The sequence below is a fragment of the Paucibacter sp. DJ2R-2 genome, assembly GCF_025717675.1.
Lineage (GTDB): Bacteria > Pseudomonadota > Gammaproteobacteria > Burkholderiales > Burkholderiaceae_C > Paucibacter_A.
Window position 1 is genome coordinate 1,051,117 of sequence record NZ_JAJIRT010000001.1, and the last position, 21,785, is coordinate 1,072,901.

At 66.7% G+C, this 21,785-nt stretch carries 20 protein-coding genes; 11 read left to right on the forward strand and 9 right to left on the reverse strand.

What is annotated here, in order from left to right:
- Positions 1–45 precede the first annotated feature (45 nt).
- From LNV28_RS04535 to LNV28_RS04570, 8 genes are all read left to right on the forward strand, one after another.
- Positions 46–708 carry a thiol:disulfide interchange protein DsbA/DsbL gene (locus LNV28_RS04535; protein ID WP_263516284.1) on the forward strand — a complete coding sequence of 221 codons (663 nt, stop codon included), beginning with the start codon at positions 46–48 and terminating at the stop codon, positions 706–708.
- A 126-nt stretch (positions 709–834) separates the two neighbouring features.
- Positions 835–1,464 (forward strand): lipopolysaccharide transport periplasmic protein LptA, encoded by a 630-nt coding sequence (gene lptA / locus LNV28_RS04540; RefSeq protein WP_263516283.1) that lies wholly within the window; start codon positions 835–837, stop codon positions 1,462–1,464.
- Positions 1,461–2,252, forward strand: coding sequence for an LPS export ABC transporter ATP-binding protein (lptB, locus tag LNV28_RS04545; RefSeq protein WP_263516282.1), 792 nt, complete (start codon positions 1,461–1,463; stop codon positions 2,250–2,252). Before lptA ends, lptB begins: the two co-directional genes overlap by 4 nt.
- 39 nt (positions 2,253–2,291) lie before the next feature.
- Positions 2,292–3,821, forward strand: a complete 1,530-nt coding sequence (locus LNV28_RS04550; RefSeq protein WP_263516281.1) for an RNA polymerase factor sigma-54 — start codon at positions 2,292–2,294, stop codon at positions 3,819–3,821.
- Between the two features lie 223 nt (positions 3,822–4,044).
- Positions 4,045–5,055, forward strand: a complete 1,011-nt coding sequence (locus tag LNV28_RS04555) for an SGNH/GDSL hydrolase family protein (protein ID WP_263516280.1) — start codon at positions 4,045–4,047, stop codon at positions 5,053–5,055.
- 37 nt (positions 5,056–5,092) lie between these two features.
- The gene (locus tag LNV28_RS04560; RefSeq protein WP_263516279.1) at positions 5,093–6,394 is read left to right on the forward strand and encodes a THUMP domain-containing class I SAM-dependent RNA methyltransferase; all 1,302 of its coding nucleotides are present in this window, start codon (positions 5,093–5,095) and stop codon (positions 6,392–6,394) included.
- Positions 6,395–6,449: 55 nt separating this feature from the next.
- Positions 6,450–8,390 (forward strand): pentapeptide repeat-containing protein, encoded by a 1,941-nt coding sequence (locus LNV28_RS04565; protein WP_263516278.1) that lies wholly within the window; start codon positions 6,450–6,452, stop codon positions 8,388–8,390.
- On the forward strand, positions 8,387–8,794 hold the full coding sequence (locus LNV28_RS04570; RefSeq protein ID WP_263516277.1) for a hypothetical protein: 408 nt from the start codon (positions 8,387–8,389) through the stop codon (positions 8,792–8,794). The genes LNV28_RS04565 and LNV28_RS04570 overlap by 4 nt, the downstream gene beginning before the upstream one ends.
- Before the next feature lie 25 nt (positions 8,795–8,819).
- On the opposite strand, the gene LNV28_RS04575 is transcribed toward LNV28_RS04570, so the two are convergent.
- From LNV28_RS04575 to LNV28_RS04600, 6 genes are all read right to left on the reverse strand, one after another.
- Positions 8,820–9,989 carry an MFS transporter gene (locus tag LNV28_RS04575; protein ID WP_263516276.1) on the reverse strand — a complete coding sequence of 390 codons (1,170 nt, stop codon included), beginning with the start codon at positions 9,987–9,989 and terminating at the stop codon, positions 8,820–8,822.
- A gap of 94 nt (positions 9,990–10,083) precedes the next feature.
- Entirely contained in the window at positions 10,084–10,833 is a 750-nt protein-coding gene (locus LNV28_RS04580) for a 16S rRNA (uracil(1498)-N(3))-methyltransferase (protein WP_263516275.1), read from the reverse strand.
- 57 nt (positions 10,834–10,890) lie between these two features.
- Complete coding sequence (locus LNV28_RS04585) at positions 10,891–11,754, reverse strand: hypothetical protein (RefSeq protein ID WP_263516274.1); 864 nt, start codon at positions 11,752–11,754, stop codon at positions 10,891–10,893.
- Positions 11,755–11,768: 14 nt separating this feature from the next.
- The gene (locus LNV28_RS04590) at positions 11,769–13,973 is read right to left on the reverse strand and encodes a M1 family metallopeptidase (RefSeq protein ID WP_263516273.1); all 2,205 of its coding nucleotides are present in this window, start codon (positions 13,971–13,973) and stop codon (positions 11,769–11,771) included.
- 221 nt (positions 13,974–14,194) lie between these two features.
- Complete coding sequence (locus tag LNV28_RS04595) at positions 14,195–14,662, reverse strand: hypothetical protein (RefSeq protein WP_263516272.1); 468 nt, start codon at positions 14,660–14,662, stop codon at positions 14,195–14,197.
- 75 nt (positions 14,663–14,737) lie between these two features.
- The gene (locus tag LNV28_RS04600) at positions 14,738–16,420 is read right to left on the reverse strand and encodes a long-chain-fatty-acid--CoA ligase (protein ID WP_263516271.1); all 1,683 of its coding nucleotides are present in this window, start codon (positions 16,418–16,420) and stop codon (positions 14,738–14,740) included.
- Between the two features lie 196 nt (positions 16,421–16,616).
- On the opposite strand from LNV28_RS04600, the gene LNV28_RS04605 reads away from it, so the two are divergent.
- The gene (locus LNV28_RS04605) at positions 16,617–17,285 is read left to right on the forward strand and encodes a PEP-CTERM sorting domain-containing protein (protein ID WP_263516270.1); all 669 of its coding nucleotides are present in this window, start codon (positions 16,617–16,619) and stop codon (positions 17,283–17,285) included.
- A gap of 27 nt (positions 17,286–17,312) precedes the next feature.
- Here LNV28_RS04605 and LNV28_RS04610 read toward each other — a convergent pair whose 3' ends face one another.
- The 3 genes from LNV28_RS04610 to LNV28_RS04620 are packed head-to-tail and all read right to left on the reverse strand — an operon-like array spanning position 17,313 to position 20,212.
- Positions 17,313–18,737, reverse strand: a complete 1,425-nt coding sequence (locus LNV28_RS04610; protein ID WP_263516269.1) for an NAD(P)(+) transhydrogenase (Re/Si-specific) subunit beta — start codon at positions 18,735–18,737, stop codon at positions 17,313–17,315.
- Entirely contained in the window at positions 18,734–19,069 is a 336-nt protein-coding gene (locus LNV28_RS04615; protein WP_263516268.1) for an NAD(P) transhydrogenase subunit alpha part 2, read from the reverse strand. The genes LNV28_RS04610 and LNV28_RS04615 overlap by 4 nt, the downstream gene beginning before the upstream one ends.
- A 12-nt stretch (positions 19,070–19,081) precedes the next feature.
- A complete protein-coding gene (locus LNV28_RS04620; RefSeq protein ID WP_263516267.1) occupies positions 19,082–20,212 on the reverse strand; it encodes a Re/Si-specific NAD(P)(+) transhydrogenase subunit alpha in 1,131 nt (376 codons plus the stop codon).
- 115 nt (positions 20,213–20,327) lie between these two features.
- Between LNV28_RS04620 and LNV28_RS04625 the strand changes: the two genes are divergently transcribed.
- Both LNV28_RS04625 and LNV28_RS04630 read left to right on the forward strand, forming a co-directional pair.
- Positions 20,328–20,825, forward strand: coding sequence for an NUDIX hydrolase (locus LNV28_RS04625; RefSeq protein WP_263516266.1), 498 nt, complete (start codon positions 20,328–20,330; stop codon positions 20,823–20,825).
- Between the two features lie 42 nt (positions 20,826–20,867).
- The gene (locus LNV28_RS04630; RefSeq protein WP_263516265.1) at positions 20,868–21,770 is read left to right on the forward strand and encodes an alpha/beta hydrolase; all 903 of its coding nucleotides are present in this window, start codon (positions 20,868–20,870) and stop codon (positions 21,768–21,770) included.
- The last annotated feature ends 15 nt before the right edge of the window (positions 21,771–21,785 follow it).

Sequence of the window (21,785 nt, forward strand, 5' to 3'; positions counted from 1 at the left end):
TGGACGCCCGGACGCCCGATCTCAACACCTGCCCCCTGCGAAGCGATGAAACCGATCTCCCGCCGTGACTTCTCCGTTTGCCTGGCCGCCACCGGCCTGCCGGCCCTGAGCCAGGCTCAAGGCGCTGCGCCGGTCGAAGGCAAGCAGTACCTGCGCCTGGCACAGCCCTTGCCGGCCACGCCGGGCAAGATCGAGGTGTATGAGTTCTTCCTCTACACCTGCCCGCACTGCTTCGCCTTCGACCCGCTGGTGTCAGCCTGGGCCAAACAGTTGCCGGCCGATGTCAGCTTCCGTCGGGTCCATGTCGGCGTGGGCGCCATGCACAAGTTGCACCAGCGCTTGATGTTTGCCCTGGAGACCCTGGGCCGAATCGGGGACTTTCACGAGTCCGTGTTCAAGGCCATCCATGTCCAACATCTGGACCTCAGCGACGAAAAAGCCATCACCAAGTTTGCCGTCAGCCTGGGCCTGGACGAGGCCAAGTTCACGGCTGCCTTCAATTCCTTCAGCGCCCAGGGCCGCCCGGCCCAATCAGCAAAGCTGGCGGCGTCCTACCGCGCCGACACCGTGCCGGCGATCGGTATTGGCGGCCGCTTCCTGACCAGCCCCAGCATGGCCGCCCCAGGGCAGAACCCGCAAGTGGGCGGGCAAGCGGCCCTGGCTTTGACGAACCAGCTGATCCAGCAACTGCGCAGCGGCAAGGCCTGAGGGCCGTTCCTCGCGCGCAGCGACTCTACGAGCCCGGCATAGCGGGGCGCGTACTAGAATGGTCTGCAAGATTTGTGCCGCCACCCGTCGGCGTCCACGCCCTTGCCTGACCGAACCCCTGTGCCCATGAAGCTGTCCTCGCGTTCCACCGCCCTGCCCGGCCTGCTGGCGACCCTGGTCCTGGGCCTGGCCGCCGGCGCAGCCCAGGCCGAGAAGGCCGACCGCGGCAAGCCGCTCAATATTTCCTCCAAGAACGGCGGCAGCGTCGAGATCGCCAAGCAGCGCACCGAGTTCAACGGTGATGTGGTGCTGAGCAAGGGCAGCTTGGTGCTGCGCGCCGAGAAGCTCGATGTGCGCGAGACCGGCGACGGCTACCACCAGGTCTATGCCAATGGCCAGACCGGCAAGCAGGTCAGCTTCCGCCAGGCGCGCGACATCCCGGGCGAGGCCATCGAAGGCCTGGCCGACCAGCTCGAATACGACACCCGCAGCGACACCGTGCGCTTCATCGGCAACGCCGTGGTGCGGCGCCTGCAAGGCACGACCGTGGCCGACGAGGTGACCGGCGCGGTCATCCTGTTCGACAACCGCAGCGAGGTGTTCACCTTGGAAGGCGGCCAGAGTTCGCCCCACCCGAGCGGCCGTGTGCGCGTGGTGATGATGCCGCGCGGCGCGGCCTCGGAGCCCGCCGCCACGCCGGCCTCGGGCATCCAGCTCAAGCCGAGCACCAGCCTCAGCCCGCGCAAGACGCCATGAGCGCCGGCCCCCACAACGCGCCGGTGTCGGCGCTGGAATCCGGCGTGCGCAGCCGCCTCGAGGCGGAAGGACTGGCCAAAAGCTATGGCGTGCGGCGCGTGGTCAAGAACGTGCACCTGGGCGTCAACAGCGGCGAGGTGGTCGGCCTGCTCGGCCCCAACGGCGCCGGCAAGACCACCAGCTTCTACATGATCGTTGGCCTGGTGCGCGCCGATGCCGGCGAGATCCGCATCGACGGCCAGTCGGTCGAGCACCTGCCCATCCACCAGCGCGCCCGCCTGGGGCTGAGCTATCTGCCGCAGGAAGCCTCGATCTTCCGCAAGCTGACAGTGGAACAAAACATCCGTGCGGTGCTGGAACTGCAGCGCGACGAGCAGGGCCGCGCGCTGAAAGAGCCGCGCATCAAGGAACTGCTGGAAGCCCTTCTGCACGACCTGAGCATCGAGAAGCTGCGCGACAGCCCGGCACCGGCGCTCTCGGGCGGTGAACGCCGCCGCGTCGAGATTGCCCGCGCCCTGGCCACCCAGCCGCGCTTCATCCTGTTGGACGAACCCTTTGCCGGCGTGGACCCGATCGCGGTGCTGGAGATCCAGCGCATCATCGGTTTCCTGAAGGCGCGCCAGATCGGCGTGCTGATCACCGACCACAATGTGCGCGAGACCCTGGGCATCTGCGACCGCGCCTACATCATCAGCGAGGGTTCGGTGCTGGCCGAGGGCACGCCGGACGAGATCGTCGCCAACGCCGATGTGCGCAAGGTCTATCTCGGCGAACATTTCCGCATGTGATGTGATGGCGAGCCTCCTGACAGCGCCGGGCCTGCGGCCATGAAGCAATCGCTCCAGGTTCGCCTGAGTCAGCATCTGGCGCTGACGCCGCAGCTGCAGCAGTCGATCCGTCTGCTGCAACTGTCCACCCTGGAACTGAACCAGGAAGTCGAGCAGATGCTGGCGCAGAACCCGCTGCTCGAAACCGAGGACGACTTCTCCGTCGCCACGCCCGAGCTGCCCGAGCTGCGCCCGGCCAGTGCCGCCGAAGACAGCGGCGCGGAACGCGAGCTGGGCGGCGGCGCCGACGCCGAGGCCACGCCCGAGCTCAAGGCCGAGGACTTCGGCAACAGCGAACGCGAGGACTGGGAGAACGGCACCGAAGGTGACGATTTCGACGGCATCCGCGAGCTGCCCAGCAACAGCGGCAGCGGCTCGGGCAGCAACGACGAAGACGGCGAGCGCAGCGAGCAGGAGTCGGCCGAGATCTCCCTGCAAGAACATCTGCAGCAGCAGATGGCAGGCATGAGCTTGAGCGAATCGGACCAGCTGGCCCTGCGCCTGCTGATCGATTCCCTGAACGAGGACGGCCTGCTGGAAGACAGCCTGGCGTCGATTGCCGAGGCCTTGATCCCCGACGCCGGCGAGGACAGCGCGGCCGAACGCGAGGACCTGCTCGACCACCTGCGCATCGCCCTGAAGTGGCTGCACCATATGGACCCGGCCGGCGTCGGCGCCCGCGATCTGCCCGAGTGCCTGGAGCTGCAGCTGCGCCAGCTGCCACGCAGCGCGCCGCAGGTGATCGCCATCATGATCTGCAAAAAGCATCTGGACCTGCTGGCCAAGCGCGACAGCCGCCGCCTGATGCTGCTGACCGGCGCCGACGAGCCCTTGCTGCGCGAGGCCCAGGCCCTGATCGTGGCGCTTGAGCCCAAGCCGGGCCGGCGCTTTGCCCGCGGCCAGGCGCCGGCGGTGATTCCCGATGTGATCGTGCGCAAGGTCGGGCGCGAGCTGCGCGTCATCATCAACCCCGAGGTCGCGCCCAAGCTGCGCATCAACGAGCTCTATGCCAATGCCCTGCGTCAGACGCGCGGCGGCATCAGCAACAGCGCCCTGGGCGGCGCGCTGCAGGAGGCGCGCTGGTTCATCAAGAACATCCAGCAGCGCTTCGACACCATCCTGCGCGTCTCCACCGCCATCGTCGAGCGCCAGAAAGGTTTCTTCAGCCACGGCGCCGTGGCGATGAAGCCGCTGGTGCTGCGCGAGATCGCCGACGAGCTGGGCCTGCATGAGTCGACCATCTCGCGCGTGACCACGGCCAAGTACATGGCCACGCCCTTTGGCACCTACGAGCTCAAGTACTTCTTCGGCTCGGGCCTGTCCACCGAGGCCGGCGGCGAAGCATCCAGCACGGCCGTGCGCGAGCTGATCAAGCAATTCATCGCCGCCGAGAACCCGGCCAAGCCCCTGTCCGACAGCGCCCTGGCCAATATGTTGGAAGAACAAGGCATCCAGGTCGCCCGCCGCACCGTCGCCAAGTACCGCGAAGGCATGCATATTGGGACAACGACGATGCGGCGGGCGGGCTGAGGGTGGAAGTGAACTGGTGAACTGGTGAACTGGTGAACTGGTGAACAGGTGAACGAGTGAACAACACCCCCACGATTCACGATTCACGATTCACCTGTTCACCTGTTCACCTGTTCACCCCACCCCAGCCCCAAACGTGCACACGCACGCGAATTTCGAGTGATTCCCAGGCCACGGCATGCCATCATGCCGCCGACTTGGCTTGTTACTTGAAAGGACTGCCGTGAACGCTACTTCTGCCTCCCGACGCCGCTGGCACAGCGTCTCCTCCTCCGCCCTGATGATGACGGCCGGTCTGGCGCTGAGCGTTGCCGCGCAAGCGCAGGCCGTCAGCTCGAGCAGCACCCCCGCTTACAGCCGCATCGTCGCCTTCGGCGACAGCCTCTCGGACAAGGGCAATTTCTATCAAGCCACGGGCGGCACCGTGCCGCAGCCCGGCAACTACTACCAGGGCCGCTTCTCCAACGGGCCGGTCGCCATCGAGCATCTGGCCCAAGGCCTGGGCGTGACCCTGCAGGACTACGCCTGGGGCGGCGCCCAGACCGGCTTGCTCAACGGCGCCGCCGTGGCCGCCGGCGCACCGGCCGCCCTGCAGAACACCGGCATGCTGTCCCAGGTCGGGGCCTTCCAGGCCGGCTTGGGTGGTGGCGCAGCCGACAGCCAGGCCCTGTACTTCCTCTGGGGTGGCGCCAATGACTTCCAGTACCAGGGCTACTCTCAGGCGACCGCACAGACGGCCATCCAGAACCTCAGCAACGCCGTTCAGACGCTGTACGGCCTGGGCGCGCGCCACTTCCTGATGCCAGGCCTGCCCGACCTGGGCCAGACCCCGGGCGGCCTCAGTTCCGGCGCCGCCGGTCAACTGCACCTGCTTTCGCTCGGCTTCAACCAGGGTTTGAACGGTGCACTTGGCCAGTTGCGCGCGCTGCCCGGCATCGACATCCGCTATTTCGACACCCTGGGCGCGCAGCAAAACCTGATCGACAACGCCGCCCAGTACGGTCTCAGCAATGTCACCGAGGCTTGCTTCACCGGCTATGTCGGCCAGCCCAATGGCAGCACCTGCAGCAACCCTGACGGTTATATGTTCTGGGACCGCGTCCATCCAACCGCAGTCACCCACAGCGTGCTCGGCCAAGGCATGCTGGCCGCCGTTCCGGAGCCGGAAACCTGGCTGCTGATGGGCCTGGGCCTGCTGGCCGTGCTGGGCTTGAGCCGCCGTCGCCGCGCCTGAGTCCGGCCGAGGCGGCCATTCCTGGGACAATCGGGGGATGGCCGCCAAAGAATCCCCCAAAGACCTGCACCACCTCTTCGTCTCCTGCCCCTCGGGCGTGGAGCGCCTGCTCGACGAAGAGGTGCGGGCCATCCTGCCCAAGACGCATATCGAGGTGCTGCGCGGCGGCATCGCGCTGAAGAGCGATCTTGAAGGCGTGATGAAGCTCAACCTCGAGTGCCGGCTGGCCCAGCGCGTGCTGATCGAGTTGATCTCGGGCGGCTACCGCCACGAAGACGACATCTACGCCCTGGCTCGCCGCATCGATTGGTGCGACTGGATCACACCGGCCGAGACCATCCGCGTCGACACCGTGGCCCAGCGCTCGCCCCTACGCAGCCTCAACTTCGCCACCTTGCGTGTGAAGGACGCGATCTGCGATGTGCTGCGCGATGCCACCGGCGAGCGGCCCAGCGTCGACACCCGCTTCCCCGACCTGCCGGTGATGCTGCACCTCAGCGAAACCGATGCCACCCTCTACATCGATACCTCGGGCGAACCGCTCTTCAAGCGCGGCTGGCGCGAGGACAAGGGCGATGCGCCGCTGAAGGAAACCCTGGCCGCCGCCATGCTGGCCGCCGCAGGCTGGAAGGGCACGCCAGAGACCGGCGGCGCCCTGCACGACCCCTGCTGCGGCTCGGGCACCATCGCCGTTGAAGCCGCACAGATCGCCTGCGGCATGGCCGCCGGCATGCAGCGCCGCTTCGCCTTCGAGCGCCAACTGCCCTTCGTGACCCTGCGTGGCCGCTGGCAGGCCATCAAGCAGGCCGCCAAGGACCGCGAGCATGCGCCCGCCGTGCCCATCTTCTGCAGCGATGTGGCCTTCCGCATGGTCGACTTCGCACGCCGCAATGCCGAGCGCGCCGGCGTGGCCCAGTACATCCAGTTCAACGGCGGTGATGCGCTCGAACGCCCGGCACCCGAGCTGCCCGAGGGCATGCCAGGCACCATCTTGATGAACCCGCCCTACGGCGAGCGCATCGAGGTGCGCGGCAAGGCCGGCAATGTGCAGATGAGCCGCGATGCCGGCGGCTCCGAAGCGCGCGATGCCGGCGACGACTTCTTCCCCCGCCTGGCTGCGCACTGGAAGCGCGCCTACACCCAGAACGCCGCCGGCTGGACTGCCTGGCTGCTCTGCCCTGACATGAAGCTGCCCAGCAAGATGCGCCTGAAGGAATCGCGCAAGTTCCCGATGTGGAACGGCCCGATCGAGTGCCGCTTGTTCCGCTTCGACATGGTCAAGGGCTCGGCGCGCAAACCGCGCGGTGGCGAAGAGCAGGACTCGGCGCAAGTCGACTGATCGCGGCCTTGCGGAAGCTAGGCTCGCGGCCTCGCCACCCCGCCCTTCAACTTCCATGCTCCATCTCAGGACCGGCCTTTTGCAAGTCGCCAGCGCCTTGAGCCGCTTCGGGGGCCTGCGTCAAGGCGTTGTCGCCCTGCTGCTGGGCAGCGCCCTCATGGACGCACAGGCCTGCAGCTGCAACATCAGCAACAATGACGAACAAGCGTTCCTCCATGCCAGCCTGGTGTTACGTGCCCGCCTGCTCAGCAGCCGCGAACTCAGCACAGCCGAGCAGCAGACCAGCGCCGGCTGGGCCCGCGACCGCACGCTGCGAGGCCGCTACCTGATGGTCGAATCCTTCAAGGGGCCGGCCACAGAACGCGTCATCGAGGTGGATTCGCCGGCTGGCGGCAGCGCGGCCTGCGGTTTCGACGACGCGCCCGGCAGCGAAAGGCTGATGGTCGCCCTGGGACAGTCCGGCAGCGGCTATTGGAGCGATCTGTGCGTCATGCGGCCGAGCCCGGAATTGCTGCAGGCGCACCGGGCCCAACGCAACGATTTCCAAGCGCGCATCCAGGCCCAGCCTGACGATAGAGCCCTGCATCTGGCCTATGGCAAGTTCCTGCTGCAAGCGCAGTCCTTGGAGCCGGCGCGACAGGTGTTCGAGAACTTGCTGCAGCGCTGGCCAGCCGAGCTCGAAGCCCGGCTGGGCCTGGCGCAAGCCCGATTGGCCCTGGGCCAGCAGGGCCAAGCTCTGGCGGACTTCGAGGCCGTGCTGGCCGAGCAGGCCGACAGCGCCGCGGCCCGGCGTGGCCGCCGTGAAGCCCTGATGCGCCTGGGCCGCCATGCCGAGCTGGCCCGAGAGGCGGGGCTGGATCTCCAGGGCTACCGGGCCGAACCGGGCGAAGCCGGCAGTTTCTCCGGCAAGGACCTGCGTGGAGCCCGCTTCCAATCGGCGCGCTTGCGCGGTTTCAATTTCAGCGCTGCCGATCTGCGCGACAGCGATTTTCGCGGCGCCGAACTCGACAACTGCAGCTTTGTCGGCGCCAAGCTCGAGGGCGCCCGCTTCGATGCTGCGGCGGCTCCGAGCGAGCGCTTCCCGCCAGCGGGCAGCGTGACCACGATGTCAGGCGTCGACTTCAGCCACAGCGAGCTGCGAAAGCTGAATCTGTCAGGCCTGCGCCTGAACCAAGCTCGTTTCACGCAGGCAAAGCTTCAAGCGGTGAATCTGCACCAAGCTCAGCTCAGTAACAGCAACTGGCAAGACAGTCAGGTCGACGCGGTCGACCTGAGCGGCGCGCAGCTCGATGGCGCTGATCTGCGCGGCGCCCGCTTCAGCCACAGCGATTTGCGCGGCGCCACCTTCGCCGGTTTCAGCAGCGACTTCTTCGCCATGGCCGATTTGCGGGGCACCGACCTGTCGACGGCGCGGCTGGACGAGATCCGCTGGCTGCCGACCCTGATCGATTGCAAGACCCGCTTCCCCGCCGGGCTCGATCTGCAAGCCCTGCCATTGCTGCCAATGTGGCAGGGCTGCGAGGGCACGGCGCCGCTGACCGGCCTCAGCGATGGCTTCCCCTATGCGCCCCGGCAGCGCCACAGCTATCCGGCCTATGCCAGCCGTCCCGGCATCAATTTCCGCCACTTCGCCGGCCGAGGCATGCCGATGCAGGGCCGCAAGCTGGCCGGCTACAACGTCTCGGACAGCGACTTCAGCGACAGCGATTTCTCGCACGCCGACCTGCGCGATCTGGCAATCGACCACAGCAACTTCGAGGGCAGCGACTTCCGCCAGGCGAATCTGCAACAGGCGCGCTTCTGGAAGGTCAGCTTGCGCGGCAGCGACTGGCGCGGAGCCGATCTGCGCGGCGCACTCTTGCTGGACCTGGACTTGCGCGCAAGCCGGCTCGAAGGCGCGCGCTTCGAGGGCGCTTGCTACAACGCCAACACCCTGTGGCCGGACGGTTTCCAGATTCGCCGCAGCGGGCTGAAACGCTGCGAGACCGAGCCATGAGGGGCGGGCGATTCCTGGGCCGTTTGCTCCTGCTCGGGCTCGCCGGTTTGGCGCCGCTGATCGCGACGGCCTGCGAGTGCCCAGTGCCGCCGCTGGACCCGAAGGAAGAGCTGGCGTCGGCCGACCTGATCTTCGAAGGGCGGCCGATCAGCAGCCGTGTGCAGTTCAATGGCATGGGCTCCGAACGCGTGCGCACCCGCTGGCTCGTGCTGCGCGTGATCCAGGGCCCGGCCTTGCGCTCGGTGGAGATCGACTCGCCGACCGGAGGCAGCGCCAGCTGCGGCATCGAGCTGCGCCTCGGACAGACCCAGCAGCTCACCGCCCGAGGTTCGCTGCAAAAAGGCTTCTTCACCGACCTGTGCACCCAGAGCCTGGGAAGCCGAGCTTTGAGCTCATCGCCCTGAGCTCAGCGTCGCACGGAGCGGCCGATCAGGCCGGCTGAAGCCGCGGCTGGCGGGCCAGCCAGATCAAGGCCAGGGCGGTCAGCGCCAAAGGCACCAGGGAGGCCCAGTTCATCCAGGACCAGCCCCCCGTCATCACCAGGGCGCCGCTGGAAAACGAGGTCAGGGTCATGACGCTGTAAATGCAGAAGTCCATGGCCCCTTGGGCCTGGGTCTTTTCCTCGGGTCGGTAGGCCTCGGTGAACAGGGTCGTGCCACCGATGAAGAGGAAGTTCCAGCCCACGCCCAGGGTCAGCAGCGCGCCCAGGAAATGCATCAGATCCAGGCCGGACAGTGCAAACAAGATGCAGGCCAGGTTGAGCAGCACACCGACCGCCATCACCGGCAGCGCTCCGAAGCGCTTGATCAGGGCGCCGGTGAAGAAACTGGGCACGAACATGCCCAGCACATGCCATTCCAGCACCAGGGCGGTCTTGTCGAAAGGCAGCCCGCATTGCGCCATGGCGATGGGTGTGGCGGCCATCAACAGGTTCATCACCCCATAACCGAGCGCACAAGCGGCCACGGCCACCACGAACACGGGTTGGCGTGCCAGCTCGCGCAGGCTGCGCCCCTGCGGCGCGCCCGGCGCGGGCACTGGCAATGCGGGGAAGCGGATCAGACTCAGCACCGCCAGGGCCAGCAGACCCACGGCCACCAGAACCAGATAGGCACCGGCAAAAGGCTGGTCCAGCAGCTGCTTGCTGGCATTGGCCAGATTGGGGCCCGTCACCGCGCCCAGGATGCCACCGGCCAGCACCCAGGAGATGGCTTTCTCCTTGTGCGAGGGCGGCACCAGTTCCGTGGCAGCGAATCGGTACAGCGAGGCCGTGGCGTTGTAATAGCCGGCCACCACCGTCGCCACCAGCACCCAGGCAAAGGCCTGATGCGCCACGGCCCAGGCAGCCAGCGCGCAACTCAGAATGCCAACCACCTGACCGGCCTGAAAAGCGCGCTTGCGGCCCCAGGCGCGTTGATTGCGGGCCACCAGGGGCGCGAACAGGGCACCGCCCGCCACATAGGCACAGACCGGCAAGGTGGCCATCCAGGCTTGCGGCGCCAGGGCCAGCCCGACCAGGCCGTTGATGGCGATGAAGGTGACGTTGTTGGTCAGGAACAAGCCCTGGCACAAGGTCAGCAAGAGCAACTGGAGATTCATGACGCGCCCAGGAAATGAGCTCGCCAGCATAGGCTCTGGCGGCCCTGGCGCGCGGCGAGCCGGAACGCGATTCGCACCTGGGCTCTGCCAGGGCTCAGCCGATTTGCAAGGCCAGCCAGCCCAGCACCGCCAGCGGCGCCGTGTCGGCGCGCAGGATGCGCGGGCCCAATTGCACGGCCGCAAAACCCTGGGCACGGGCGGCATCTTCCTCGGCCGGGCTGAGGCCGCCTTCCGGGCCGCTGAGCACCAGGGTGTGGCTGGCCTCGGCTTGCGCTGCCGCCAGGGCTTGCAGGGGCTGGGCGGCCGTGGGGCTGAGCAGCCAACGGCGCTGCGTGGCCGGCTGTGGGCCTAGGCTGGCCAACCATGAAGCCAGGGACTGCACCGCGCCGATCTCAGGAATGCGGGTGCGGCCGCATTGCTCGGCGGCGGCGATGACCACACCGCGCCAATGCGCCTGCTTTTTCTCGGCGCGCTCGCCGCTCAGGCGCAGCACCGAGCGCTCGCTCATCAAGGGCTGGACGCCACCTGCACCCAGCTCAGTGGCCTTCTCGACGACGCCGTCCATGCGGTCATTGGCCGGCATGGCCAGGGCCAGGGTGATGTGCTGGCGCAGTTCGCGCTGCACCAGTTGGCGGGCCTGCAGATGCACACGCACCTCGCTGCGGCCCATGGCCAGCACTTCCGCCTGCCACTCGGCACCGCTGCCGTCGAACAGGGTCAGCGGGCTGCCCGGTTGCAGACGCAGCACCTGCACATGGCGGGCCGCGCTGGGCGGCAGGCTGAGCTCGCTGGGCTCACTGGACGAAGGGCCCAGAGGCTGGTCGACATAGAAACGCGGCGGCATGGCAGGAAAAAAGACGAAAGAGAAGCCGCCAGTGTGCCAGCCTTCCGGTCTGCTCTTTCAGTCCAGCCGCCCGGCCGCCGCCAGCGCGAACACACGCGCACAGCGCATCCACACCAGGGCCAGTACCAACAACTGGCCCAAGGCCAAGGCCAGCAATTGGCTGCCCGCGCCCACAGGAGCCAGTTGCGCACGCAAGAGCCCGATCAGCACCGCCGCCAGCAGGCCCAGGGCTGTGATCAGCAGATAGCCCAGCAAGCGGCGCGGCTGGCGCCACAGATCGCGCGTGGCCAGGCGCCAGGCCTTGAGCACCGAGCGGCGCTGCGGCTCCAGAGCCAGACGGGCCCGTGCGGCATCCAGGCTGGCATGAACGAGCAGGAACAGCAGGCCGGTGAACAGCAGCACCGCACGGCTCCAACGGTCGGCCTCGGACTCCAGTTGCATCAGCGCAGTCTTTTCGCCCAGCCAGTGCATCAAGCCGCCACCCATGGCCGCCACGGCACCGAGCAGGCACAGCGCCCAGAGCCAGAGCCGGCTCATGCGGCCGTACTCGCGCAGCCCGCCTTGCAGCAAGGCTTGGAAGCCCAGCGGCAGGGGTGCGCGCACCACAGCGATCAGGCTGCCGCTGAGCCAGGGCAGCAGCAAGGCCAGCAGCAGCACACTGCTGAACAGGGCCGAAGCGCCAAAACCGTTCTGGCCCAGGCCCATCAACGCTTCGGCCAAGACCGGCAACTCGAAGCGCTCCACCAGCACTCGCGCGGCCAGCGATTGATCCAGCTGGGCCGCCAGGGCGCGCCAGAGTGGCAGCAGGGCGAGCAGCCAGGGCAAGGCCAAGGCCAGCAGCCAGAGCAACAACAAACGCCACTGCGAGGCCAGGCGGGCGCCGCTGCGCAGCTGGCCGCGCAGATCGGAAACGGGGGGCAAAAGGGCCGGCATATTCATAGCGTGGCCACCAGGGCGAGAAGGGTTTGCAAAAGGCTGCCGGCATCGCTGGCGATGCGGCGGGCGGCCCGGCCATCGCTCTTGAGCGTGCGGCTGTTGTCGAGCTGATTCAGGTCCAGGTAGTGCTGGCGCTCGGGGTCCAACTCGGCGGACACGGCCTTGGCCGGCTTGACCCAGCTGAAGCGGGCCCAGGACTGTTGGTCGTCCCAGCGCACCGTCTCCACGCTGCCATCGGCAAAGCGCACGCGCAGGGTCTGCGGCACGGCCACACCGCGCCGGCGCAGCACCACGGTCGTGCGGTAGGGGAAGGGGCCGGGCTCGGCCAAAGTCTCGCCCGTCTGCGGGTCCTTCTTTTTCGCGGCCTGGGCAGACGCTGGATGGTCCTTCTTCCACTGCGCGCGCAGCATGTCGACCTGCTTTGCGCGGGCGTCTTTGTCCAGCTCGCTGCGCCGGCCATCAGGCCCGAGCTGCAAGCCGAGCAGAGGCAGCTCCTCCACGCTCTTGAAGCTCTCGACCCGGTCATCGACCGAGCGGCTGGCGTAGATGTGCTGCTCGAACAGGCGCTGCACCAGGGCCGGCTCGCCGCTGACCTCGGCCAGCACCTCGCGCAGGTCGGCCGTGCTCGGGTGACGGAACTTCCAGCGCTGGTAATAGGTCTTGAAAGCCAGCTCGAGCTTCTCGCTGCCGATCTGCGCCTCCAGGTCGCGCAGGACGGTGGCGGTGCGCGAGTAGACGCTGCCGTAGCTGCCGCTGGAATGGCGGTGCCAGCTGTTCTGGCCCAGGCCATCCGGCGGATCCTTGAGGCCGGCGCCCAGGCGTTCGGCCTCAAACACATCGACGGTCGTACCCACGCCCAGACGCTTGAGCGCGGCCGTGGCGACCGGCGCGCGCTGGCCGCGGGCGTGGATCATGCGCTGATCCCAGAACTCGTTCAGGCCCTCGTCGAGAAAGGGCTCCTCGAATTCATTGGAAGCCAGGATGCCGTAGAAATAGCCATGGCCGAACTCATGGATGGTGACGAACTCCTGGCCGAAATGGGACAAGGTGCCGGGGGTCTGGTCGGCATAGCTGTCGGCGGTGAAAAAGGTCGGGTACTCCATGCCGCCCGCCTCCTTGGCATTGAAGGGCGGCACCACGGCCGTGACCGTGCGATAGGGGTAAGGGCCCAAGGTCTTGGAGAACCAGGCCAGCGCGTCCAGCGTGGCCTTGAGCACCACCGGCGCGTTGTGGGCGTACTCGGGCGGGTACAGCACCTGAACCTGAACCTTGGGGCTGCCTTCGCCCTCGTAGATCGCCTTCAGCGGCGGGGCAAAGCGCTTGTCGGCCGTCCAGGCGAAGTCATGCACATCGCCTTGCACGTAGTGGTGGACAACACGCCCACCCTGCTTCTTCGGCTCGCCCTGCAGCTCGCCGGTGGCGCCCACCGTGTAGCCCTCGGGCACATCGATGCGAACGTCATAACTTCCAAAGTCGGCGTAAAACTCGCTGTGCAGATGGAACTCATGCGCGTTCCAGCGCGGTACCAAAGCGCCCCGCTCGCCGGGCAGTTCCAGCACGGCGATCTTGGGGAACCACTGGCCCACCAGATGGAAGCTGCCGAAGTAGCCGGTGCGGGCCAGCACGCGCGGCAATTGGTCGAAGAAATCAATGTCCAGCGTGGTGCTGCCACCGGGCGCTACCGCCTGCGGCAGGTCCAGGCGCACCACGGTGCGGTCGGTGGCCGGTCCGCCATCGGGCTGCACAAAATGCCAGGGCACGGCCACACCAGCCTGCTGCACCTTCTTCAGCTCGATGAAGCCCCAGTCGCCCTTCTTGACCGGCACTTCGCTGCGGAAGGAGAACCCGAGCCGGCGCTGCTCACTCATGAAGGTGCTGCCCTCGCCCTCGAATGCGTTCAAGTACAGATGCAGATAGACGGAGCGCACGGGCACGGCGCTGCGGTTGCGCCAGCTCAGGCGCTGTTTGCCCTCGATGGTGTGGGCCTCGGGGTCGAGCTTGGCCTCGATCTGGTAGTCCACCACGCGGTCGGACAGGGTGGTCTCACGGCCGCTGCGCGCACCGCCCCAGGCCTGCGGGCTGCTGGGCTGGCGCACGGCAGACGCGTCGGGCGCCGCCAGGGCGATGCCGTCCAGCGAAGGGGGTAGGCGTTCGACTGCCGCAGCCGTAGAGGCTGCAGCGGACGCAGAAGCTGCCGATGGCAAGGCTGTACGCCCGGGCTGCTCACCCGGATGACAGGCAGACAGTCCCAAGGCCATGAGCAAAAGCACAGGCAGAGCCAGAGAGAGGCCCAGACGACGCGAGGAGCAGCATGGAAGCATCTCAGGCTCTCGGGAGTGGCGAACGCGCGATGGTAGGCCTCGCTACCGCCGCTGCCATCCCGTGAATTCACCGAGCCCCGGGCGCAGAGCGCCCATCTCTCGCCTCAGGCCGACAAGCCGAGCGCTCGGCCCACCTCGCCAGCAGCCTCCTCACCTTGCGACTGGCGCACTTCCTCGACAAAGCGCAAGGCCAGTTGCTGCATGGCCGCCAGATCGCCACAGCGCTCGACATCCAGCACCCAGCGATAGCCTTTGATCAAGCCCAGACGCTGGCGAGCCGCGCTGGTGAGGAAGGCGTAGAGCGCTTGCTGGTCCAGACTGGGCAAGGCGGGCAGCGCAACTGGTCGCACGGGTGCTGCGACCGACAGACCCGCAGGAGCGATCAATCCTTGCTGAATCAGCAAGGCCAGATCTTCGGCCGTGGCGCCCTGAACCAAATCCAACCACTGCCCTGCGCTTTTGCTGCCATCGATGAGCAAGAGCAGATTGCGCACGCTGCGCGACAGAGGCTGGGCGCGAGCCTTGATCTCTGCGCGGCCTTGCTCGGTTTTGACATAGGCCTGTTCAAGCATCACGAGTCCCCCCAGACAGGCCTGACTCTAGGGGACTTGCACGCCACCCGGGCAGAAACCACAGTGACAACAAGCTCAGTTCTTGTCGCGTAGTTCACGCCGAAGGATCTTGCCGACCGGAGTCTTGGGCAGTTCGTTGCGGAACTCGATGATCTTGGGACGCTTGTAGCCGGTCAGATTGGCTTCGCAGTAAGCCCGGACATCGGCTTCGCTGACTTCCTTGCTGGCGCCTGGCTTGCGCACGATGGCCACCTTGACCGCCTCGCCCGCTTTCGCATCGGCGATGCCGACCGCCGCGCATTCGAGCACGCCGTCCATCATGGTGATCACGTCTTCCACCTCGTTGGGGTAGACGTTGAAGCCGCTGACCAGAATCATGTCCTTCTTGCGGTCGACGACGCGGAAATAACCTTGTTCGTCCACGGTGCCGATATCACCGGTGCGGAAGAAGCCGTCGGCGGTCATGACCTGGGCCGTTTCATCGGGGCGCTGCCAGTAGCCGGCCATGACTTGCGGGCCACGGATGGCGATCTCGCCGGTGGCCCCGGGCGCGGCTAACTGCCCGGCGTCGTCCAGCAGGCACAACTCGGTGCTGGGCAGGGGCAGGCCGATGGAGCCGGTGTAGCGGGTGAGGTTGGTCGGGTTGCAGCTGGCCACCGGCGAGGTTTCGCTCAAGCCATAACCTTCACAGATGGAGCAGCCGGTCTTTTCCAGCCAGAGCTTGGCCGTGGCCTGCTGCACCGCCATGCCGCCGCCCACCGAGATGACCAGATGGCTCCAGTCCACGGTGTTGAAGTCCTTGTGGTTGGCCATGGCCATGAACAAGGTGTTGACGGCCGGGAAGCAGTGGAAGCGGTGCTTGGCCAGCTCCTTGAACATGCCGGGCAGGTCACGCGGATTGGGGATCAGCACATTGCAGCCGCCCATATGCATGGCCAGCATCATGTTCGTGGTGAACCCGAAGATGTGATAGAGCGGCAGGGCGGCAACGCCGACCACTTGCTCGCCGGCCGGCACCTTGCTGAGCGCCGGCATGTACCAGGCCTCGGCTTGCATCACATTGGCGACCAGATTGCGCTGCAAGAGCACGGCACCCTTGGACACGCCCGTGGTGCCGCCCGTGTACTGCAGGACCGCGATGTCGTTGGGGCCGACCTTGGGCACCTTGTAGCTCAGGCTGCGTCCGCGCGCGACCGCGTCGCTGAAGGCCACGGCGCCGGGCAGCTCGAAGGCCGGCACCATCTTCTTCACGCGGCGCACCACGTAATTGACGATCAGGCTCTTGGGGAAGCCCAGCATCTCGCCCATGGACGCAAGAATCACATGCTGGGTCGGCACCTGCTTGATCACATGCTGCAGTGTGGCGGCGAAATTCTCCAGAATGACGATGGCCTTGGCGCCGGCGTCCTTGAGTTGATGCTCGAGCTCGCGCGGCGTGTAAAGCGGGTTGACGTTCACCACCACATAGCCGGCCCGCAGAATGGCGGCCACCGCCACCGGGTACTGCAGCACATTGGGCATCATGACGGCGACGCGGTCGCCCTTTTCCAGGCCCAGGCTCTGCAGATAAGCGGCCAGGGCGCGCGAAACCTCATCGATCTGGGCGAACTTGAGCGTGCGCCCCATCATGGTGTAGGCCGGCAGCTCTGGGTACTTGCGGAAGGCCGAATCCATCAGGTCCACCAGGGACGGGTACTGCTCGGCATGGATCTCGGCAGGAACTCCCTCAGGGTAGCTCTTGAGCCAGGTCTTCTCCATTGTTTATGTCTCCATTCGATGCCCGGATTCTGACCGATGGAGCAGCGCCGACTCATCAGGGGATTCGATACAAGACTCTAAGGTGGGTGCCGAGCGATGAGCTTTCCCGTGCGCCCATCCTGCGTTCCTAGGCAAGAGCAGGTGCATCCCGGTACTGGCTCGAACTCGAAGATCGTCTGCAAGGAAAGGAATCCCCATGCGCCTGCTCACCTTCTCGGCCACTCTGCTGGCCTGCACCGCCATCTGCCAGCCGGCCCGGGCGGAACTGATCCCGCGCGGCGGCGGGCTCATTTACGACAACAGTCTCAACATCACCTGGCTGGCCAATGCCCTGCCAGGCCTGGGCAGCTGGCAGGACGGCGCCGACGGCCAAGCCTGGGGTGATATGAGCTGGGAGCTGGCGCTTGATTTCGCCGCTGGCTACACCCTGAGCGACGACGTTCGCGGCACGCTCTGGAGCGACTGGCGCCTGCCCAAAGCGCAGCTGGGCTGCTCGGGCTACCGCTGCAGCCAGGGCGAGCTGGGCCATCTCTTCTATGAAGACTTCCGCGCCACGCCGGGCTGGAGCTGGACCTCCCCCTTTGCGCCCGGCATACGCCTGGACCAGGTAGCCCTGTTCAGCAATCTGCAAAACGCGCCCTACTGGACCCAGGACGCCGTCACGCCCGACCCGGTCCACAACCTGGCCTGGGCCTTCATGTCAGACGGGCGGCAGTACGCCAATACACGGATCAGCCCCAGCTATGTGCTGCTGGTCCGTGACGGCGATGTGGCCGCAGTTCCGGAACCCCAGCCGGCCCTGCTGCTGCTGGCCGGCTTGGCATTGCTGGCCGCGCTCAAGAACCGGCGGCGCACGCAGGCCTGAGCCCCGGGCGAGGGCCAGCCCGCCTGCTCACTCGATCGCCTTGACCATGTCCTCCACCACCTTCTTGGCGTCACCGAACACCATCATGGTCTTGTCCATATAGAAGAGCTCGTTGTCCAGGCCGGCGTAACCGGCCGCCATCGAGCGCTTGTTGACGATGATGGTCTTGGCCTTGTAGGCCTCGAGGATGGGCATGCCGTAAATCGGGCTGCCCTTGGTCAGCGCGGCCGGGTTCACCACATCGTTGGCGCCCAGCACGATGGCGACATCGACCTGGCCGAACTCGCCGTTGATGTCCTCCATCTCGAAGACTTGGTCGTAAGGCACTTCGGCCTCGGCCAGCAGCACATTCATATGGCCGGGCATGCGGCCGGCCACCGGGTGGATGGCGTACTTGACCGTGATGCCCTTGTGCGTGAGCTTCTCGGCCAGCTCCTTGACCGCATGCTGGGCGCGCGCCACCGCCAGACCATAGCCGGGCACGATCACCACCGTCTCGGCATTGCCAAGAATGAAGGCAGCATCATCGGCGCTGCCGCTCTTGACCGAGCGCTGCACGGCGGCCCCGGCCGCTGCACTGGAGGTGTCACCACCAAAACCACCCAGGATCACGTTGAAGAAGCTGCGGTTCATGGCCTTGCACATGATGTAGCTCAGGATCGCCCCCGAGCTGCCCACCAGCGAACCGGCAATGATCAGCATGCTGTTGTTCAGGCTGAAGCCGATGCCGGCCGCCGCCCAGCCCGAGTAGCTGTTCAGCATGGACACCACCACCGGCATGTCGGCGCCGCCGATCGGGATGATCAGCAGCACGCCCAGCGCAAAGCCCAGGGCCAGGATCAGGCCGAAGTCCAGCCAGCTCTGCGAATGCCAGAAGCCGAAGCAGAAGAACAGCGCCGCCAGGCCCAGGGCCAGGTTGAGCTTGTGCTGACCGGGGAAGGACACCGGCGCGCCCTGGAAGAGGCGGAACTTGTACTTGCCTGAGAGCTTGCCGAAAGCGATCACCGAACCACTGAAGGTGATGGCGCCGATGAAGGCGCCTAGCGCCAGCTCGATGCGGTTGCCGCCCGGGATCGGATCGCCCTTGGCCGTGATGGCAAAGGCCCAGGGCTCCAGCACGGCGGTCGCGGCGATAAAGACCGCGGCCAGGCCGATCATGCTGTGCATGAAGGCGACCAGCTCGGGCATCTTGGTCATCTCGACCTTCTGCGCCATGTAAGCGCCGATGCCGCCGCCTACCACCAGGCCGGCCAGCACATAGGCCAGCCCCAGGCTCTGACCACCGGCCAGCTTGAGGATCAGGGCCACCGTGGTCAGGGCGGCAATGGCCATGCCGACCATGCCGAATAGGTTGCCGCGGATCGAGCTGGTCGGGTGCGACAAGCCCTTGAGCGCCTGGATGAAGCAGACGCTGGCGATCAGATAAAGCAGTGTGACGAGGTTCAGACTCATGACCGGCCCTCCGCGGCCTTGGTGTTCTTGTCGGCGGGCTTGGGTGCCTTCTTCTTGAACATCTCCAGCATCCGGCGCGTGACCAGGAAGCCGCCGAAGACATTGACCGCCGCCAGGGCCACGGCCAGGGTGCCCATGAGCTTGCCGAGATCGGTTTCGGTCAAGGCCGCCGCCAGCATGGCACCGACGATGACGATGGCCGAGATGGCATTGGTGACCGCCATCAGCGGCGTGTGCAAGGCCGGCGTGACCGTCCAAACGACGTGGTAGCCGACATAGATGGCCAGCACGAAGATGATCAGATTGGTGAGGGTGGGACTGACGAGTTCCATGGCAATCTCGGGTTAGCTGCGCTTGACCTCGCCGCCCTGGCTGACCAGGCAGGCGGCGACGATGTCGTCATCGAGGGGCACGCTGAGCGTGCCGTCCTTGGCGAGGACGAGCTTGAGGAAGTCCAGCACATTGCGGGCATAGAGGGCCGAGGCATCGGCCGCCACCAGGGCGGGCAGATTGGTCTCTCCGACCAGGGTGACGCCATGCTTGACGACCGTGCGTCCGGCCTCGGTCAGCGGGCAGTTACCGCCGATGCCATCGGCGCCGCGGCCGGCGGCCAGGTCGACGATGACCGAACCCGGCTTCATGCTGCGCACCATGTCCTCGCTGATCAGCTGCGGCGCGGCGCGGCCCGGGATCAGGGCGGTGCTGATCACCACATCGGCCTGCGCCACGCGTTTGGCCACCTCGGCGCGCTGACGGTCCAGCCAGCTCGGCGGCATGGGCCGGGCATAACCGCCCACGCCCTCGGCAGCTTCACGCTCCTCTTGGGTTTCGTAAGGCACATCGATGAACTTGGCGCCGAGCGACTCGACCTGCTCCTTGACCGCCGGCCGCACATCCGAGGCCTCGATCACTGCACCCAGGCGCTTGGCCGTGGCAATCGCCTGCAAGCCGGCCACGCCGACGCCCAGGATGACGACGCGCGCCGCCTTGACCGTGCCAGCCGCCGTCATCAGCATGGGAAAGAAGCGCTGATAGCGCTCGGCCGCCATCATCACCGCCTTGTAGCCGGCAATATTGGCCTGGCTGGAAAGCACATCCATGCTCTGGGCGCGCGAGGTGCGCGGCGCGGCTTCCAGGGCAAAACTGGTCAGGCCGACCGCGGCCAGGGCCTGCAGGCCGGCGCGGTCGAAGGGGTCCAGCATGCCTACGAGCGTGGCGCCCGACTTCATCAGGCCCAGCTCCTCGGCCTCGGGCCGGCGCACCTTGAGCACCAGGTCGGCACCCAGGGCAGCGGCTTGCTCGACGATGTCAGCGCCGGCCGCAAGGTAGGCCTCGTCGGTGATGCTGGCGGCGAGGCCGGCCTCACGCTCGACCTGCACGCTATGGCCTTGCGCTTTCAGCTTCTTGACCGTCTCCGGGGTGGCTGCCACCCGCGTCTCTCCGGCCGCGCGCTCGCGCGGAACACCTATCTGCATGAGTCCCTCCTCGGGTCAATCAATGGATCAGTTCATTCGCCTTGCGGGAAGCTTACACAATCAAGGTGACACTCCACCCCCGTAGACACCCCTGTAAGCGCGGAGCAAACGACAGATGACAAATCACGAACGCTGGAAGCCTTCGGTCACGGTAGCGGCCGTGGTCGAACGAGACGGCCGCTATCTGCTGGTCGAGGAGGAAACGCCAGAGGGTCTGATGCTGAACAACCCGGCCGGCCACCTTGACCCAGGCGAGACGCCGCTGCAGGCGGTGGTGCGCGAGGCGCTGGAAGAAACGGCGCGCGCATTCACGCCCGAGTTCTTCCTCGGCTGCTATCTGGCGCGCTTCCAGCGGCTGGCCCGCCAAGAGGATGTCACCTACCTGCGTCTGGCTTTTGGCGGTACGGTCGGAGAAGAAATCGCGGGCCGAATGCTGGACCAGGGCATCGTACGCACGCTCTGGCTCAGCCTGGACGAGTTGCGCGCCACTGCTGCGCGCCACCGAAGCCCGCTGGTGCTGCGCTGCTGCGAGGACCATGCGGCCGGCCGGCGCCTGCCTCTGGACGCGGTTCAAGCCGATGCCACGCTGTTCGCGCCTCAAGTCAAGGACTGAGGACCCTACACTGTGCGCCGAACTCCAGGGATCCAAGCGGTTATGACGAAACGAATTCCGCAGCACAGGGCAGGCCAGCTGCTGGCCCGCGGCCTGCTGAGCTTGTGCCTCAGCCTGGGCGCCGCCATGGCTCTCGCGCAGAGTCCTGGCTTTGAAGCCGCGCCCCAGCCCCTGGTCATTGGCGACAGCTTGCTGCTGCGCTCCAGCGTGCTCAAGGAAACGCGCCGCATCAATGTCTACCTGCCCGAAGGGTACGCCCAGGCGTCGCAGCAGGCCGCCCAGCGCTGGCCGGTGCTCTACATGCCGGACGGCGGCTTGGCCGAGGACTTCCTACACATCGCCGGCCTGCTGCAGGTGTCAGTGGCCAATGGCACGATGCGGCCGTTCATCCTGGTCGGCATCGAGAACACCGAGCGCCGCCGCGACCTGACCGGCCCCAGCGTGGACCCGCGCGACCTCAAGATTGCTCCGCGCGTGGGCGGCTCGGCGGCCTTCCGGCAGTTCATCCGCGAAGAGCTGAAGCCGGCCATCCAGGCTCGCTACCGGACCACGACCGAGAGCGCGGTGATCGGCGAATCGCTGGCCGGGCTGTTCGTGGTCGAAACCTGGGTGCTGGAACCGACGCTGTTCGAGCGCTACATCGCCATCGACCCCAGCCTGTGGTGGAACCATGAAGGTCTGAAGACTCAGGCTGCCGAAACCTTGAAGGCCGGCAAGAGCGGCACGCCAGGTCAGACGCCGCCGGCCTTTCTGTTCATGGCGGCCAGCCGCGAGCCCTCGATCCAACCCACGGTGACCCGCTTTGCCGAGCTTTTGCGCAGTCTGCCGGCCGAGCGCACGGGCCCCTGGCAACAGCTGGACATGCCGCAGGAAACCCACGCTTCGATCTACCACCCGGCGGCTCTGCTGGCTTTGCGCCAGATGTTCAAACCGACCCCGCCTTGAGGTCGACTTACCAGG

What these genes read in the sequence shown, in the direction of transcription:
- LNV28_RS04535 (WP_263516284.1), top strand. Translation starts at nt 46, where the DNA reads ATGAAACCGATCTCCCGCCGTGACTTCTCCGTTTGCCTGGCCGCCACC.
- LNV28_RS04620 (WP_263516267.1), bottom strand. Translation starts at nt 20,212, where the DNA reads ATGCAGATAGGTGTTCCGCGCGAGCGCGCGGCCGGAGAGACGCGGGTG.
- LNV28_RS04630 (WP_263516265.1), top strand. Translation starts at nt 20,868, where the DNA reads ATGACGAAACGAATTCCGCAGCACAGGGCAGGCCAGCTGCTGGCCCGC.
- LNV28_RS04600 (WP_263516271.1), bottom strand. Translation starts at nt 16,420, where the DNA reads ATGGAGAAGACCTGGCTCAAGAGCTACCCTGAGGGAGTTCCTGCCGAG.
- lptA (WP_263516283.1), top strand. Translation starts at nt 835, where the DNA reads ATGAAGCTGTCCTCGCGTTCCACCGCCCTGCCCGGCCTGCTGGCGACC.
- LNV28_RS04570 (WP_263516277.1), top strand. Translation starts at nt 8,387, where the DNA reads ATGAGGGGCGGGCGATTCCTGGGCCGTTTGCTCCTGCTCGGGCTCGCC.
- LNV28_RS04575 (WP_263516276.1), bottom strand. Translation starts at nt 9,989, where the DNA reads ATGAATCTCCAGTTGCTCTTGCTGACCTTGTGCCAGGGCTTGTTCCTG.
- LNV28_RS04605 (WP_263516270.1), top strand. Translation starts at nt 16,617, where the DNA reads ATGCGCCTGCTCACCTTCTCGGCCACTCTGCTGGCCTGCACCGCCATC.
- LNV28_RS04610 (WP_263516269.1), bottom strand. Translation starts at nt 18,737, where the DNA reads ATGAGTCTGAACCTCGTCACACTGCTTTATCTGATCGCCAGCGTCTGC.
- LNV28_RS04580 (WP_263516275.1), bottom strand. Translation starts at nt 10,833, where the DNA reads ATGCCGCCGCGTTTCTATGTCGACCAGCCTCTGGGCCCTTCGTCCAGT.
- lptB (WP_263516282.1), top strand. Translation starts at nt 1,461, where the DNA reads ATGAGCGCCGGCCCCCACAACGCGCCGGTGTCGGCGCTGGAATCCGGC.
- LNV28_RS04595 (WP_263516272.1), bottom strand. Translation starts at nt 14,662, where the DNA reads ATGCTTGAACAGGCCTATGTCAAAACCGAGCAAGGCCGCGCAGAGATC.
- LNV28_RS04565 (WP_263516278.1), top strand. Translation starts at nt 6,450, where the DNA reads ATGCTCCATCTCAGGACCGGCCTTTTGCAAGTCGCCAGCGCCTTGAGC.
- LNV28_RS04560 (WP_263516279.1), top strand. Translation starts at nt 5,093, where the DNA reads ATGGCCGCCAAAGAATCCCCCAAAGACCTGCACCACCTCTTCGTCTCC.
- LNV28_RS04550 (WP_263516281.1), top strand. Translation starts at nt 2,292, where the DNA reads ATGAAGCAATCGCTCCAGGTTCGCCTGAGTCAGCATCTGGCGCTGACG.
- LNV28_RS04615 (WP_263516268.1), bottom strand. Translation starts at nt 19,069, where the DNA reads ATGGAACTCGTCAGTCCCACCCTCACCAATCTGATCATCTTCGTGCTG.
- LNV28_RS04625 (WP_263516266.1), top strand. Translation starts at nt 20,328, where the DNA reads ATGACAAATCACGAACGCTGGAAGCCTTCGGTCACGGTAGCGGCCGTG.